This is a genomic window from Schauerella aestuarii (assembly GCF_009866805.1).
Classification (GTDB): domain Bacteria; phylum Pseudomonadota; class Gammaproteobacteria; order Burkholderiales; family Burkholderiaceae_B; genus Schauerella; species Schauerella aestuarii.
On the sequence record NZ_SIZW01000042.1, the window covers coordinates 1 to 16,114 of the forward strand.

The window sequence follows — 16,114 nt, forward strand, 5'->3', positions numbered from 1 at the left end:
CCTTTGCGCCGATGATAGTGGACGGACGTCTGTGAAAGTAGGTCATCGTCAGGCTTTTATTCCCAAAACCCCGCTGGAGCAATCCAGCGGGGTTTTGCCATTGCGCGACGTCAATGCAGCGGCATAAAGCGAGGCTTGCATTGCGCCACACAAATGCAGCGGCAATCGGCAACCGGCAGCCCAGCCGAGGTGCAGCGGCAACTTGCAGCGCGATCAATACGCAGTGGCAGCTTGAAGCCCAGCCGAGGCGCCAGTCGGCGATGACCATCGGGAAGCAAGAAGAGAGCGGCAAGCGCTCGGGACGTATGTGAGCCGGTTGCAGCGCGTTATCATGCAAAGCCATTATCAAACCCTGCATCGGCTGGAGACGACAGCCGACCTCGCTTGAGAGACGCTGTGCACCATTCTTCTTTGAACATCCATGCCAACGCTGGCGCACCCCTCTATCTTCATCATCGCTCGCTAAGCGTGAAAGCGGCAGCCGTCATTATTGGCGTGCTGCTGTTGACGCTATCTTCCTACCTGACGATTCCAATGGTGCCTGTTCCGATCACGTTGCAGACCTTGGTGGTCACGTTGATCGGCGCGCTGTATGGCTGGCGATTGGGCGCGTTGACTGTCGTGTTATGGCTCGCGGCAGGCGCGCTGGGTCTTCCAGTGCTCGCCAATGGCGGTTCAGGTCTCGCGAAGTTCACTGGGCCCACGGCAGGCTATCTCTTCGCATTTCCGCTCGCGGCAGCCACATTAGGATGGTTGGCAGCCAATGGGTGGGGTGGTGCGCGCATTGCACGCGCGTTTGGAGCGATGCTGCTGGGCACGGCACTGTGCCTGTTTGTGGGTGGCGCGTGGCTTGCCTATACGATCGGCTTCGAGAAGGCCTGGCTGAATGGCGTAATGCCATTTTTGGTGGGTGGCTTGATCAAGTCGCTTGTGGGTGCTTTGGTGCTCGTCGCGTTGTCGGCAACGCGTTCCAATAAAGTGGCGGTGGCCTGATGATTACCATTCATCATCTGGGTAGATCCCAATCAGAACGTATTCTGTGGCTGTGCGAAGAGCTGGGCGTGCCTTACACGATGGTCAAGCACGTGCGCGATCCGGTCACGATGCTTTCCCCACCGGCCTTGAAGGCCCTACATCCATTGGGTGCAGCGCCCGTTATCATCGACGACGGTACGATGCTGGCGGAGTCGGGTGCCATCGTGCAATACATCATCGATAAGTATGGCGCTGGACGTTTGGCATTGGATACGTCAGATCCCGATTTTGCGGCATATCTGTATTGGTTTCATTTCGCCAATGCCAATTTGCAGGCGGTTATGGGGCGCAACATGCTATTGCGCCGACTCGACCTGCCCGTTGATGATGCGGTGCTGTTGAGTACGCGTGAACGCTTGTCGCGGGCGTTGAGCATGGTGGAATCGCGGCTGGGCAGCGCAACATATCTGGCAGGCCAGCGGTTTACTGCAGCGGACATCATGACGGTGTTTTCGCTCACGACCATGCGGATTTTCATGCCGCTTGATTTGCATCCTTATCCCAATATCCTTGCTTATCTGAAGCGTATTGGTGATCGCGAAGGTTATCAGCGCGCAATGAAAAAGGGCGATCCGGATCTCGTGCCTATGCTGACCTGATTGCCTACGCGTCTCGATTGGCGATGGATAAGGGGACATGGGAACACGCAATTGTCGCCATACACCACCGCATGTTCTCGACGATCGCTCGCTTATTGAGTGAACGCCGATTCGAATTCGTCCGAAAAAATAACGGCGAGTGATTGTCTGAGTGCCGCAGCGCGTTCAGCACCATATACCCGTTCGAATCGATCTTGCGCCGTGCGCCAAAGACGGTTCGCCTCCGCGAGTTTCGCTTCGCCTGATTGGGTCAGCGCCAGCCTGCGGCTGCGGCCGTCGTGAGCGTCACGCAGCTGTACCAGATAGCCGTCGCGTTCGAGCGGCTTGATGTTGTGAGCCAAGGCTGAGCGATCGAGCACAAGGGCGTACGCCAGTTCCGTCATGGTAGGTTGGCCGGCGCGATCGATGTGAACGAGAATCGAGCGTTGCGACGAGCGCAACCCGCAGGGTGCGAGTACGGTGTCATAGAGCTGTGTGATGCGTCGCGTTGCCTTGCGGAGCGCAGCACCGTTGCATACGAGCGGATCTTTTACGGTGGAAGGGGGCATCAGCAGCGCCTCTTGGTTATCGCCGTGTTCAGTCTACCTTGCCTTGACAGGTAAGTGCATATGCAATTAGATTGACCGCTCACATACGTGCATATGCAAATACATATGCCTGCGCGGAGTCGCATTGATATGCCATCGCCTGGATCGATACCCTCAGAACAGATTGCACCGATGCATCCGCGGCTACGCGCAATGCTGCAGGCACCGATTGCGACGACACTGCTGAAGCTGGGATGGCCCAACGTGCTGATGATGCTGGCACAGGCCTCGACGGGACTAATTGAGACGTGGTTCCTGGCCAAACTCGGTACTGACGTGCTGGCTGGCGTTGCCGTGGTGGTGCCGATACTGATGTTGATGCAGAACATGTCTCAGGGTGCGATGGGCGGCGGCATTTCATCGGCGATCGCGCGCACCTTGGGCGGGGGCCGGCAAGCGGATGCCAATACGCTGGTGCTGCATGCCGTGGTGATCAATGCGGCGCTGGGCATATTCTTTTCCGTGGTGCTGCTCAGTCTCGGACCTGCGATCTATCGCGCGCTTGGTGTTGAGGGTGCCGCGTTGACTGCTGCCTTGACGTACTCGAATGTGGTGTTTGGCGGCGTGGTATTGCTGTGGCTGATGAATGCTTTCGCGAGCGTGATTCGGGGTACGGGCAACATGGCGGTGCCCGGCGCTGTGATCTGCGGCGGCGCACTGATATTGATTCCGCTGTCGCCTTGTCTGATTTTCGGATGGGGGCCATTTCCCGCGCTGGGCGTCATCGGCGGCGGGCTGGCGCTGATCACGTACTACGGCATCGGCACGTTGATACTGGGTTGGTATTGCTGGTCCGGACGAAATCCGGCGCGCCTCGTTCGCAGTCGGATTCGCTGGACGTCGATGCGCAGCATCTTGCAGGTGGGTGCGTTGGCTGCGATCAATCCTATATTGACCAATGCGTCGATCGCTCTGACCACAGCATTAGTGGGTCGGTATCTCGGGACAGCGGCATTGGCGGGTTATGGCACCGCCGTGCGGCTTGAATATTTGCTGATGCCGATCGCATTTGGTCTGGGTGCGCCAATGGTTGCCATGGTGGGGTCCAACATCGGCGCCGGGCAGTTCGATCGGGCCCGCCGCATTGCGCTCGTTGGCGGGGGGATGGCTTTCGTGATCGGCGAAGCGTTGGGCATCGCGGCAGCCCTTTGGCCGTATGCATGGTTACGACTGTTTGGTGCGGATGAAAGCATGCTCGATACTGGCGCGACCTATCTGCATATCGTCGGCCCGTTCTATGGTTTTTTTGCGATGGGATTTGCGATGTATTTTGCCTCGCAAGGTGCGGGGCGTTTGAAGTGGCCGTTGCTTGCCGGCTTCGTGCGGTTGATTGTTGCCGTTGGGCTGGGTGGCGCGGTGTTGGCGCTGTCGAACTCGCTTGTGGCGTTCTTCGCCATTGCTGCCGTGGCAACGTGCTTGTACGGTCTCATCGTGCTGTGGGCGATCGCGTCAGGGACGTGGTTCACGCATCAACATCGTTCAGATCATGTCGTCGTAAGCCCCTCGACGCGATAATAGGTGCCAAACTGTGGATCGAGGAGTCGCTGAATGAACTGGTCTGCCAAGCAGTACAGCAAATTCGAGGACGAACGGAATCGTCCGATTCGGGACTTGCTTGCGCAGGTGCCCAATACGCGTGTTGCCACCGCGGCCGATATCGGCTGCGGCCCCGGTAACTCCACAGAGCTGCTTCAGCAGCAGTATCCGCAGGCGCAGATCGTCGGGATGGACAGCTCGTCGGACATGATCGACGCAGCGCGCAAGCGGCTGCCGCAGGTGACCTTCGAGGTGGACGACATTGCCGCTTGGCGCAGTGGCGGCGGGTACGACGTCATCCTCGCCAATGCGGCGCTTCAATGGGTGCCGGATCACGCCGCGCTGTTGCCGATGCTGTTGGACAAGCTGGCGCCCGGTGGAAGTCTTGCCGTGCAAACACCGGATAATCTGGATGAGCCGGCGCATCGTCTGATGCGCGATGTAGCGTCCGACTCGGCGTGGGCGCACAAGCTCACGAACGCCTCCCAGTCCCGCGAAAGCCGCCGCAGCGCGGCGTGGTACTACCAGCTTCTTACCGATCGAGGCGCGGACGTCAATGTGTGGCGCACCGTTTATCACCATCCGTTGAAGGGTGGGGCGGCCGCAGTCGTGGAATGGTTTAAAGGGTCGGCACTGCGACCGTTTCTCGCGCCGTTGAACGACGCGGAACGTGCGGCTTTTCTCAATCGATATGAAGCCTTGATCGCGCACGCTTATCCCGCACTCCCAGACGGCACCGTCATCCTGCCGTTTCCGCGGTTGTTTTACGTGGCGACTCGATGACGTGTGTCAGGTGCGCTGGCTAGCTTGACTGCACGTGCGACGATGTTTGTCCCTAACCGGGCAGTCACAAAACGATCCAGATGTGGCCGCCAACCAGACGCCGCCTAAAACAAATGCTGCCTGAATCAGACGCTGCCTAATTCAGACGCTGCCTGAGTCAGATGCTGCCTGAGTCAGATGCTGCTCAAATCAAATGCCGCACTAAATCGTTTGCAGCCCTAAATCACATGCAGCCGTATATCGGTTGCAGCCCTGAGTCAGATGCAGCCGTACATCGGTTGCTGTGACAAGTATTGGTTCACGATAACTTCGAAAACAACATCTTCAATCCGGCATAGCTGAAGAACACGGCGACGGTGCCCTCGAAGCCGCGCCTGATGGCGCGGTAGATGCGTCGCGCAAGCGGCGTGGAGAACAGGATGGCGTAGCCCCCGAAGACGCAGAGCCCTAGCAGGTTGCAACCGATGACGATCGGCAGGGCCTGGCCCGGCGCGGCACCGGCCGGCAAGGCCATGGACACGATCGAGAGCCACACGAAGATGGCTTTGGGATTGGTGAGATGCATGGCCGCGCCGCGGGTGAACAGGGCCGCGCGACTGCTTTGTGCGAGCGCGCCGTTTTGCGGTGACAGATCACCTTTCCGGAGCGCCGAGCGCGCAGCCTTGAAGCCGAGCCACAGCAGGTATAGCCCGCCGACCACTTTAAGCACGATCAGCGCTTGAGACCAGGTTGCCAGCACCGTCGCCAGGCCGAAGGCGGCCAGCCATCCCCAGGTAAGCGAGCCCACGATCACGCCGGCGGCAAGCGTCAGGGCAGATGCGCGACCCGCGTTCATCGCCACGCTCATGATGGCCATGTTGCTGGGGCCAGGGCTTGCCGTGCCGATGACGTAAGCGGTGTAGGCCAGAATAAGGTTAGGAGAGAGCGTGATCAGGTCGGTCATGATCGAGTCGTTGAAAGTCGGACGAAGGGCGTTTTGGCGATGCGGGGTAACGGGGCCGTGCATCCGCCAAGCGACTCAGGGTGAATGAAGCTTGGCCGGCTCTCAATCAGAACAAGTGCCTGGGTGTCGCAGTACAGCATGCGCCCGGGCGTTTACGGGTTCAAAATGGAAGCCTGCATTTCCAATTCGAAAAGGACACCTGAATTTCCAGTCTATGACGGGTGCCTGCCTTCGCCAGTATATGAGAGAAGGGTGGCCTAGGTGGTTGGGCACGTCGGTAGATCGCGCGATAAGAAGAGGCTTTCGATCGATTAGGTGAGATGTCGACTTTCCAAACACGTTTGCCGATGGCCTCCTGTCCGAGGGTGCGCCGCAACGTTACGGTTGCGACGATATCCCCGTCATTCTGTTCGACGGCACCTCAACGAGCCTGAGGGTGCGTTTTGCCGCGAAAGAATGGTCGCGCCACGATCGAAAACAAGGCCAGCCAGATCAGCCCGAAGGCGATCACCGAATTGTGCGAGACGTCTTGCCGATACACCAATAGTGCAATCGCAAACTGCGTGGTGGGCAGCACGAATTGCAGCAGGCCCATCACGGAGAGCGACAATTTTCCGGCAGCGTAGGCAAACAGCACCAGCGGAAACACCGATGCCACGCCGGCGAGAATCAACATGACCCATGAGTGATAGGCGAAGTTTTCGGGGATGAGGAGCGTAACGGGCGACACCATCAACAGCACGATGCAGCCGATTGACAGAAACACCGTCTCGACCAGCAGTCCGCTCAGCGCATCCAGCCGCGTGAGCTTTTTCAGGCATGCATAGATGCCCCAACTGCCGCCGATCGCGAGATAAACGCCGTGGTTGAGTTCGCCGCTGCGGACGATGAGCAAGACGACGGCGCCCGCAATAATGGCGAGGGCAGCGGCACGCACGCGGTCGAGTTTGTCGCCAAAGAAGCCGACGCCCACGCCGATCGCCACGCAGGGAGCGATCAGGTAGCCCAGGCCGCTTTCAACCACATGACCATGAATCGCCGACCAGATAAACGTGGTCCAGTTGATGACGATGAGGCCGGCGGCAGCGAGGTGTATGCCGAGCACCTTGAGGTCGATCTTGCTGCGTAAACGCGAGAGTTGGCCGTAGGCTGCCATGGCAATCAGCAGTGTGGGCAAGGAGAGTAAGACGCGGTAGCAAACGATGGCGGCGGGGCCCAGGTCGCCGAGCTCGCGCCAGTACAAGGACGACGCACCCATCAAAATATTGGCGCACACGCCCGCGAGCGTGGCGACGGCGGCAACTGAGGCGTTCGCCGATTTACGCACGGCTATTTTCCTCGCGATTGGGCGAACAGCAATCGGATGGCAACGCGGAAGAACGCGACGCAATCCGCAAGCGTGACACGCATTGCAGACAGGGCAAATCAGACATCCGAGGTCCCGCAGACATCAGAGATACCGTAGACATCCGCGATCACAGACATCCGCGATTGCGTGGACATTTGGAATACAGCAGACGTCGGGCCGGCAGCAAACATCAGAAATACCGCAGACATCAAAAATACCGCAGACCTTCGAGACGCCGAAGACATGCGGAACCGCTCAAGCAAGCGGGACGCAGACAGGCGTGACAGAGTTGGGAAACAGAATAAGAAGTCATTCGACGCGGGCCGAGGCACTGGACGTGTCGTTTCACCGGGCACAAGACCGAAATAAGGACGTGCGCAAGGAAGGGCGTTGCAAGCATAACCCTGCAAGGCCACGCGCTGCGCGCATCCGGCGTGAACTGAAGCGATCACGCCATCTCCATGCCTTGCGCCAGATCCATCGCCTGACGTTCGAACTGACGCCGGTAGATGCCGTTCGCCTTGCCCACCAAGACCGTGTGGCTGCCCTCTTCGACGATGCGGCCACGTTCGAATACGAGCAGGCGATCGAGTTCGCGCACGGTGGACAAGCGATGCGCGATGACAAGCGTGGTGCGTCCCTTCATCAGTCGTTCCATGGCCTCCTGGATCAGGGCTTCGCTTTCGCTATCCAGGCTCGAGGTGGCTTCGTCGAAGATCAGGATGGGCGCATCGGCGAGGAACGCGCGGGCAATGGCGACGCGTTGGCGTTCGCCACCCGACAGCTTGACGCCGCGTTCACCCACCAGCGTTTCGTAGCCCCGTGGCAGGTTCATGATGAAGTCATGGGCGCTGGCCAGGCGTGCTGCCTGTTCAATCTGTGCGCGGCTTGCGCCCGGGCGGGCATAGGCGATGTTCTCAGCCAGAGTGCGGTGAAAGAGGACGGGTTCTTGCTGCACGATGGCGATCTGGCTGCGCAGCGAGGCTTGCTGTACGGCAGCGATGTTCTGACCATCGATCGTGATGACCCCCTGATCGACGTCGTACAAGCGCTGAATCAGTTTGATGAATGTGGTCTTGCCGGAGCCCGAATGCCCGACCAACCCGACGCGCTCGCCGGCGGCAATGCGCACCGAGAAATCGTTATAGAGCGGCGTGGCGTGCGCGCCATACTTGAAGTCGACATGGGCGAAGGCGATCTCGCCATGGGCAATGGCGATGCGAGGCGCGTTTGGCACGTCAGCCACGCCCAGCGGTTGACGTTCCAGCGCGACCAGTTCTTCCATGTCGTTGACCGAGCGTTGCAGGTTGCGGATGTGCTGACCCACGTCGCGAAGATAGCCTTGCAGCACGAAGAACATCGTGAGCGCGAACGTGATGTCGCCCACCGTGGCTTCGCCGCGCACCCACAGGAGCAGTGCCACGCCGAGGATGGCGACCTGCATGATCACCAGCATGGCGCCTTGCACGCCACCGTTGATGGTGCCGCGGATCCAGGTGCGGCGGGTACGGCGGCTCCATTTGTTGATGACCCATGCCAGGCGCGATTCTTCACGCGTCTCGGCACCGAAAGCTTTGACGACCGGGTTGCAGCTGACCGCATCGGCCAGTGATCCACCCATGCGCGTGTCCCATGCATTGCCCAGGCGCGCCGCGGGTGCCACATAACCCAGCGACAGCATGACGGTGACAGCGATGTAGATCACCGAGCCCACGCCTACGACCGCACCCATGAGCGGCCAGTGCAATCCCAGCAGCACTGTGGCACCGCCCAGCATGACCACGGAGGGAAACAGGGCGATGAGCAAGGTGTCGTTCAGCAAATCGAGCGACCACATGCCGCGGGTGATCTTGCGTACGGTGGAGCCTGCAAAGCTATTGGCGTGCCAATCGGACGAGAACCGTTGCACGCGGTGAAACGCACCGGCGGCGATTTCGCTCATCATTTTCAGCGTCATGCTGGTCAGGTTCAAAAAGATGAACTGGCGCATGATCGTGGCGCCAAGGCCCAGGGCAGCCAACGTCCAGAAGGCGGTGAGTGCGGCATGCCAGACGATCGCCTCGGAGGCGGCACCCGAAGCGACGGCGTCGACCAGTCGGCCGGCGAACAGGGGCGTCATCACGTCTGCAGCCGCCGAGAGCAATGCGAGCAGCAGAATGAGGCCGATACGCCAAGGCTGATGGCGCCAATGCCGGAAGGTAAAGCCAAGAACGTTCTTGAACGCTTGACCGCGAAAGTCGAGTTTATTGCGTGCCATGGACTGCGTGCGGCTGCATCGATGCAGCCGGCTTATCGGACGTGAAGTAAGTGGACGTGAAGGAGAGGGCAGGCGACCGGTCGACCCCTGATCGCACGAGGGGTGACACTGGTGAGGATGCCGCTAAAGGCAGCGGGCTGCGCCGGGAACTGCCTGCGTATGATATACGACGCCGAGCGGCTGGATATGACGGACCACCAAAGTACAGCCCAGCGGGACTACCGCGATGCCGGGCTCACTGCTGCGCGGCTGCCGCGAGTCGGCAGCACCAGGGCGTTTTCACGCCCCTGGATGGCACTCAGGCACCCATATCCATCTTGTCGGGATCGGGGCCCAGGCGGCCAGTCGCGGGAATCGTGGCCAGTGCCTTCATCTCCGCTGGCGTAAGTTCAAACGTAAACACATCGATGTTGGCGGCGATTCGCGCCGCGTTCTTCGAGCGTGGAATCACGATGTGGCGGCTTTGCAGGTGCCAGCGCAGAATGACGTGCGCCGGCGTTTTGCCGTGCGCGTCTGCGATCTGCTTGATGATGGGTTGCTTGAGCAATTCGCCGCCCTGGCCCAGCGGGCTCCACGACTCTGTGGCGATGCCCTGGCCCCGGCACCATTCGCCCACGTCGCTTTGCGGAAAGTCGGGGTGGATCTCGATCTGATTGACCGATGGCACCACACCGGTGGCGTCGATGATGCGTTCCAGATGCGGAACGTTGAAGTTTGAGACACCGATGGAGCGAATCCGTCCCTCTTCACGCAGTTTCACAAAGGCGCGCCACGTGTCGACGTATGCATCCTTCTTGGGGACTGGCCAGTGAATGAGATAGAGATCGAGTTTTTCCAGCCCCAGCTTTTTCATGCTGGCATCGAACGCACGCAGGTGCTGTCGTAACCTTGGTCGGCGTTCCAGAGTTTGGTGGTGATGAAGATCTCTTCACGCGGCAATTCACTGTCGGCCACGGCGCGGCCCACACCGGCTTCGTTGCCGTAGATCATGGCGGTGTCGATGTGACGGTAGCCGGCGGCCAGTGCCGCTTTGGATGAGGCGTACGCTTCATCGTCAGAGAGTTGCCACACCCCCAATCCGATTTGTGGAATTTCGACGCCGTCGTTCAGGGTAAGCAGGGGAGCTTTCGACATGTATGGCCTTCATTGAAAAGTAGTGAGAGCGGAGCGGCCGCCCGGCATACGGGCTTGCAACGTGGACGACCGGTCGCTGAGCGTGTGTTTGCCCGCAAATAGTCTGCCTGCGTCGGTTCTGGCTCGAGCCCTACGCAAAGCCTGGCGCGCGATCCGCTACCGGCTTGAACGCAGACGGGCACCGCGGTGCCCGTCTTTCCTTCAGATCATCGATCACGCACTGTAGGTCATCGGCGACGCGGTGTGAATCGCTAACGACCTGGATATAACGTTCAGTCTTCCAGCGTGTAGGCCAATACCGAATCGCCCGGCGTGGTGCCGATCGAACCGTGCCCGCCGGCGGCAATCACCACATACTGCTTCCCATTGGCGCCGCGGTAAGTCATGGGCGTGGCCTGGCCACCGGCCGGTAACCGAGCCTTCCAGACTTCTTCGCCCGTGCTGACGTTATATGCTCGCAGATAGTTGTCGAGCGTGGCACCGGCAAACGACACCCCTCCTGCGGTCATCAGCATGCCGCCGTGGCTGACGATGCCCATCGGCAGGGGAATCGGGAACGGGAAGGGCAGGAATGAGGTGTTCTGATCTTTGACCGTGCCGTTGCGGCGCGTCCATACGGTTTTGCCCGTGTTCAGGTCGACGGCAGCCATCGTGCCCCAGGGCGGCGCCTGGCAAGGCAACCCAAGCTTGGACCGGAAGTTCTGAATGTTGACGGCGAAACGTGCACCGAAGTTTTCGTTGAACTTGGGGGTATCGGGCTTCGTTACCATCCGGGTATCCGGATTGTCCTTGTAATCGGGCCGTTCGACGAAGTTGTACAGGTAGGACAAGCGCACCGGCATGCCGATCATCACCTGGCGCACGGGGTCGACCGCCACGCTGCCCCAGTTGAACACGCCGATGTTGCCGGGGTAGACCAGCGAGCCGGCAATCGTGGGCGGCGTCCAGGGGTTGCCGTCATAGCGATGTTGCTTGAAGGTGATGCGACACATCAACTGATCGATGGGGGTGGTGCCCCACATATCCGATTCCTTCAATACCGGCGGAATGAAGTTCACGGACGACACGGGCTGCGTGGGCGACGGTTTCTCGCCAGGGATATCCGTGATGGTGGACACGTTGACTTCTTCGACCGGCAGCACGGGCTTGCCGGTGCGGCGATCGAGCACGAACAGGTTGCCGCCCTTGGTGGGCAACACCATTGCGGGCACTTGCGCGCCGCCGACCGTCAGGTCGAGCAGTGACGGCTGGGAAGGATTGTCGCGATCCCACAGATCGTGGTGGGAGGTTTGAAAGTGCCAGCGGGGTGCACCGGTGGCGAGGTCCAGCGCGACAATCGTATCGGTATAGATTTCGTCTTCGGGGGTGCGGTTCACGCCCAACTGATCGGGCGATTTGTTGCCCAGCGGAACGTACACCAGGCCCAGGGCCTCGTCGGCTGCGAAGATGGTCCAGCTCGTCGGCGAATTGGCAACGTAGGTTTCACCGGGAGCCAAAGGCTTGTTCTCGTTGGGCTTGGCGGCGTCGAATTTCCAGACGATCTGGCCGGTGCGCACGTCGTAGGCACGCGTGACGCCGGAGGGATTGTCGACGTACGCGTTGTCGATGATGGAGCCGCCCACGATGGCGAGGTCGCGCGTGACGGTGGGTGGCGAGGTCTGCATGTAGCTCGACTTCTTGATGTTGGGCATGCCCTCGAGCAGATTGATGTAGCCCTTGTCGCCGAAACCTTCGCACAGCTTGCCGGTGTTGGCGTCCAGCGCGAACAAACGCGCATCGGTGGTGGCGGCGATGATGCGGCGGCTGCAGTCGGCTGACGCGGCGGTGTTGACCACAGAAGCTGAAGGTGCTGCCGGAGCAGTCATTGCGGACGTGGCGGTGGCCGGCGTTGCCAACGCATCAGCACGCGTCGCGACCGGTGCAGCCGCGGCATGGCCAGCGGATGCCGTAGCCTGGTCATCGTGATACGACACGCCGCGGCAGGTTTGATGTTGCAGCATGGCGTCGGCAGGCACCACGGGGTCGAAGCGCCAGCGTTCCTTGCCAGTGGCCGGGTCGAGGGCCACGATGCGGTTGTGCGGGGTGCAGAGGTAGAGCATGCCGTTGACCTTCAACGGCGTGGCTTCGAACGTGTATTCCTTGGCATCGACCTTGGGATCGCGAGTGTCGCCCGTGTGGTATTCCCAGGCCAGCTTCAGTTTCTTGACGCTGTTGAGATCGATGTCCTTCAAGGCAGAGTAACGTTGACCGAGATTATTGCCCCCGTAGGCCACCCAGTCATCGGCGGGCGGTGCCGGCGTGCCGGGCACAGCGGGCGCGGCGGTCGCAACCTGTGCAGGCGGTAACTCACCTTTTTGCGGGAACGGATCGTAGAAGCTGATGCCGATGGTGAAGACGATGAGGAGCGCCATCGTGGCGGCAAGCAGGCCATGGCTGCCGCGCCACAGCGGGCTGGCTTCGGTGGATTTGCGTGCGTCACGCGTACGACGTGCAACGAATGGCAGGGTAAGCCACAACCCCAGCACGGCCAGCAATGCGCCGCGGGGAATGAACTGCCATTTATCGAGGCCGATTTCCCACAGCGACCACACTAGCGTGGCCAACAGCAGCACCGCATAGACCGCCAGACCCGAGCGCCTGCGCCGGGTGATCAGGTAACCCGACAACAGCAGGCCGGCGGCCATGAACAAGTAAAAAAGACTGCCTTCTTCGGTGGCCAGCTGAATCCCGAGACCGAGAATCACCACACCCAGAATAAGCAGCACCACACCTGATATGCGCGCCAGCATGTTCCAACCCCTCGCCTAAAAAATCTATCTTGGCATAGGTAGGCTGTCGTTGTCCTGATTGTCAGTCTGCCTGCGCGGGCATTTTCATTTGACTTGTTGTTTGCCCAGTTTGCGCGCGAGGGTACGGCGATGCATGCCCAAACGGCGGGCCGTTTCGGAAATATTGAAGCCCGTGGCCGCCAGCGTTTCGTGGATTTTCTCCCACTCCAACGTCTTGATGGAGGTGGTGCGTTCGGTCAGCTCGACTTCGACGTCGCCCGTGGCGCGATCGAATGCGGCTTCGATGTCGTCGGTATTGGAGGGCTTGGCCAGATAATGACAGGCACCCAACTTGATCGCTTCGACGGCGGTCGCAATGCTGGCGAAGCCGGTCAGGACGACGATCAACATTTGATCGTCGTGCGCATGCAGCAGTTGCACACAGGCGAGCCCCGAAGCGTCACCCTTGAGTTTCAGATCGACGACCGCATAACCCGGCGTTTGCTCGCCTTGCAGCAGTTCGGCCGTGTTCTCGAGGCTGGTGGCGTGCAGCACGGTGTAGCCGCGTCGCTCAAACGAGCGCGCAAGCGTGCGCGCGAACGCGGCGTCATCTTCCACGATCAGCAGAATCCGTTCGTCTTCCAAGTTTTCCGCACTCGATTCGTACAGATCGGTGGGGGCTTCATTCATCGACATCTTTCTCTTCTTCTTCGAGCTCGATCGCGGCCAACGGCAAGGTCAGCGTGACCATCGCCCCGCCTTCAGGCCGATTTTCTGCCCTGACACTGCCGCCCAATGTGCGTGCGACGTTGAAGACGAGGAACAGTCCCAGCCCGCCGCCGGGGCGTCCCTTGCTCGATTGATAGGGTTTGCCCAGACGCTCCAGCATCTGCGCTTCGAATCCGGGGCCGGCATCGGTCACCGTGAGCTGCAGCGTGTCGTCGTCCTCGTGCGTGACCTCCAGGCCCACCCAATGCGGGGAAGCCTCAAGTGCATTATCCAGGACGTTGTGAATCATTTGCTTGAGCGCCGAATCCGACACGATGCGCAGGTCTTCGCCGAAATAATTGCGGTAGGCGAATCGGCTGACGGCGCGCGTGGCGCGCCAATCCGCCACGAGATCGTCGATGAACGTGTTGACGGTGGTGGCCACGGGCGCCTCGCCGCGTGCTTCGCCAGAGGCCAGCAAAATACCGGTCACGATGGATTTGCAACGCAGGATCTGAATCTGCATTTCCTCGACTTCCTGCAGCAGTTCCGGATCGTCGGTGAAGGGCGCCATGCGCCGCCAGTCGCCCAGGATCACGGCCAGCGTAGCCAAAGGCGTGCCGAGTTCGTGCGCGGCACCGGAGGCCAACAGGCCCATGCGCACGATATGTTCTTCTTCGGCCGCGCGTTGCCGCAGAGCGGCCAGTCGGGTGTCGCGTGCGCGCAGGTTGCGCGTAATGCGGGTAATGAAAATCACCAACAGCGCGGCGTTCAGCGCGAAGCAGATCAGCATGCCCTGGATGTAGGGGCTGCTCAGTCCCTCGTCGTGATCGAGCGGCAACGGTAGCGGTACGGCGAACAGCGCCAGGGCCGCGAAGCACGCGACAGTGACCAGGACGATGATGCACGTCGACCAGGGCTTGAGGAGCACGGCACCCAGCGTGACTTGCAGCAGGAAGAGAAAAACGAAGGGATTGGTGGCGCCGCCGCTCAGGTAGAGCTGAAGCGTAAGGGTGCCCACATCTACCAGGAGGGCCACGAAGAGCTCACCGTTGGAGACTTCGCGCCGCACGCGCAGGCGCAGCAGGCCGGCAATATTGCAGATGACCAGGCCGCCGAGCACCATCAGCATGTAGTGCAGGGGAAGGCGAATGCCAAAGCCGAAGTGCACCAGGAAGATGGTCGCGATCTGGCCGAGCACGGCAATCCAGCGCAGTTGAATCAACTGCTGCATGTTCTTGCGGCCGGTCGCGTCCTTGGGGGCGGCATGCGCCGCGGCGTGGGAAAGGCCCGCCCCGAGGGCAGCGGCCTCTACGGGGCTTGGCATCTTCACTTTCTCCTAAGAGCGAAGTGTAGTCTGAACCTGGGATTGAGCGTGGCGGCGGCGCAGGCGCCGTTCGGTTCGGGCCACATACCACGTCGCCAAGGCGACCATCAAGGCCAGTCCATACCAGGTGATGGCATAGACGAGATGGCTGTTGGGAAAGGAGATGACGGTCAGTCCACCCACAGGCCAGGCCGGTTCCTGGGCGGCTGCCGCAGGTGCCAGCGCGGCGCCGGCGGCGAATCCGGCAGGGGGCCTGGATGCCCCGGCGGGGGCGCTGGGCGGGACAGCGACCGGAGCGGATGACGCGGGATCGGTGGCCGAGTCGGTGGTGCCCTCGGACGATCGGCCAAAGGGGGAATTGCGGCCCGCCGGCGCCAGTTGGCGTCCAAATCCCGCGCCGCCTTGCCGGGGTGCGGCATCGGCATCGATGAAGTAGGGGGCCGTTTGGGTCAGGCCGCGTGCCTGCGCGATGGCTGCCACATCGCGTGAGTACCACTTGTCGGCAGCAGGATCGTTCTTGCGCAGGAAGCCGCCGCCGGGCTCAGTTACCCGCAGCAACCCCGTGACGGTCGTGGTCCCGCTCGGGGCGGTATCGCTGCGGCTGGCGGGATCGCGCTTATCCGACGGGACGAAGCCGCGATTGATCAGCACGGTGGTGCCGTCGGTGCGTTGCAACGGCGTCAGTACCCAGAAGCCACTGCCCAGATCCGTGACGGCCTGAACCAGCGTCTCGCGATCGTGCTGAAACGTTCCGGTCACGTCCACATGTTGGTACGCGTTGTCGTCGGCATTGATGCTCGGCCATTGCGCGGCGGCAGGCGCCGGTACAGCAGGGGCCGCAACGCGTGCGTTGACGCGTTCGATCAGGTCGAGCTTCCAGGCCCGGCGTTCAACCTGCCACGTGCCCAGCGAAACGAAGCCGGCGAAGGCGGCCAATGCGAGCACGGCGAGTATGGCGAGCGTGAAGCGGGAACGGGGGCCGCGTTCGAGCGGATCGCCGGCATTCGTTGTGGCGGGCCGATTGCCGCGGGGGGGCTGCGATGGGGTAGGGGCGGTCATGTTTCTGGGCACCTGGACGTGACAACGGGC

The 16,114-nt window shown here is 61.0% G+C and carries 13 protein-coding genes and 1 pseudogene; 4 read left to right on the plus strand and 10 right to left on the minus strand.

Features of this window, described 5'->3' with window-relative positions:
* Positions 1-343 (minus strand): hypothetical protein (locus EYW45_RS24545; RefSeq protein ID WP_235939088.1); only part of this gene is annotated, 343 nt, incomplete at its 3' end.
* Positions 344-396: 53 nt separating this feature from the next.
* Between EYW45_RS24545 and EYW45_RS15140 the strand changes: the two genes are divergently transcribed.
* Positions 397-993 carry a biotin transporter BioY gene (locus tag EYW45_RS15140; protein WP_161136282.1) on the plus strand — a complete coding sequence of 199 codons (597 nt, stop codon included), beginning with the start codon at positions 397-399 and terminating at the stop codon, positions 991-993.
* Positions 993-1,634, plus strand: a complete 642-nt coding sequence (locus EYW45_RS15145) for a glutathione S-transferase family protein (RefSeq protein WP_161136283.1) — start codon at positions 993-995, stop codon at positions 1,632-1,634. The genes EYW45_RS15140 and EYW45_RS15145 overlap by 1 nt, the downstream gene beginning before the upstream one ends.
* A 92-nt stretch (positions 1,635-1,726) precedes the next feature.
* Here EYW45_RS15145 and EYW45_RS15150 read toward each other — a convergent pair whose 3' ends face one another.
* Positions 1,727-2,182, minus strand: a complete 456-nt coding sequence (locus tag EYW45_RS15150) for a MarR family winged helix-turn-helix transcriptional regulator (RefSeq protein ID WP_161136284.1) — start codon at positions 2,180-2,182, stop codon at positions 1,727-1,729.
* A gap of 192 nt (positions 2,183-2,374) precedes the next feature.
* Between EYW45_RS15150 and EYW45_RS15155 the strand changes: the two genes are divergently transcribed.
* Positions 2,375-3,736 carry an MATE family efflux transporter gene (locus EYW45_RS15155; RefSeq protein ID WP_161136285.1) on the plus strand — a complete coding sequence of 454 codons (1,362 nt, stop codon included), beginning with the start codon at positions 2,375-2,377 and terminating at the stop codon, positions 3,734-3,736.
* 33 nt (positions 3,737-3,769) lie between these two features.
* Positions 3,770-4,540: a trans-aconitate 2-methyltransferase gene (gene tam / locus EYW45_RS15160; RefSeq protein ID WP_161136286.1), complete on the plus strand. Its 771-nt coding sequence runs from the start codon at positions 3,770-3,772 to the stop codon at positions 4,538-4,540.
* A gap of 298 nt (positions 4,541-4,838) precedes the next feature.
* Here the strand turns inward: tam and EYW45_RS15165 are convergent, their stop codons facing one another.
* From EYW45_RS15165 to EYW45_RS15200, 8 genes and pseudogenes are all read right to left on the minus strand, one after another.
* The gene (locus EYW45_RS15165) at positions 4,839-5,483 is read right to left on the minus strand and encodes a LysE family translocator (protein WP_161136287.1); all 645 of its coding nucleotides are present in this window, start codon (positions 5,481-5,483) and stop codon (positions 4,839-4,841) included.
* Positions 5,484-5,904: 421 nt separating this feature from the next.
* Positions 5,905-6,810: an EamA family transporter gene (locus EYW45_RS15170; protein ID WP_161136288.1), complete on the minus strand. Its 906-nt coding sequence runs from the start codon at positions 6,808-6,810 to the stop codon at positions 5,905-5,907.
* Positions 6,811-7,279: 469 nt separating this feature from the next.
* Entirely contained in the window at positions 7,280-9,088 is a 1,809-nt protein-coding gene (locus EYW45_RS15175; RefSeq protein WP_161136289.1) for an ABC transporter ATP-binding protein, read from the minus strand.
* A 298-nt stretch (positions 9,089-9,386) separates the two neighbouring features.
* Positions 9,387-10,222: pseudogene (locus EYW45_RS15180) on the minus strand (aldo/keto reductase).
* A 272-nt stretch (positions 10,223-10,494) separates the two neighbouring features.
* Positions 10,495-13,011: a membrane-bound PQQ-dependent dehydrogenase, glucose/quinate/shikimate family gene (locus tag EYW45_RS15185; RefSeq protein ID WP_161136290.1), complete on the minus strand. Its 2,517-nt coding sequence runs from the start codon at positions 13,009-13,011 to the stop codon at positions 10,495-10,497.
* A gap of 84 nt (positions 13,012-13,095) precedes the next feature.
* Positions 13,096-13,680 carry a response regulator transcription factor gene (locus EYW45_RS15190; protein WP_161136291.1) on the minus strand — a complete coding sequence of 195 codons (585 nt, stop codon included), beginning with the start codon at positions 13,678-13,680 and terminating at the stop codon, positions 13,096-13,098.
* Positions 13,673-15,025, minus strand: coding sequence for an ATP-binding protein (locus tag EYW45_RS15195; protein ID WP_161136292.1), 1,353 nt, complete (start codon positions 15,023-15,025; stop codon positions 13,673-13,675). The genes EYW45_RS15190 and EYW45_RS15195 overlap by 8 nt, the downstream gene beginning before the upstream one ends.
* Positions 15,026-15,037: 12 nt before the next feature.
* Positions 15,038-16,084, minus strand: a complete 1,047-nt coding sequence (locus EYW45_RS15200; RefSeq protein WP_161136293.1) for an SURF1 family protein — start codon at positions 16,082-16,084, stop codon at positions 15,038-15,040.
* Positions 16,085-16,114: the final 30 nt, after the last annotated feature.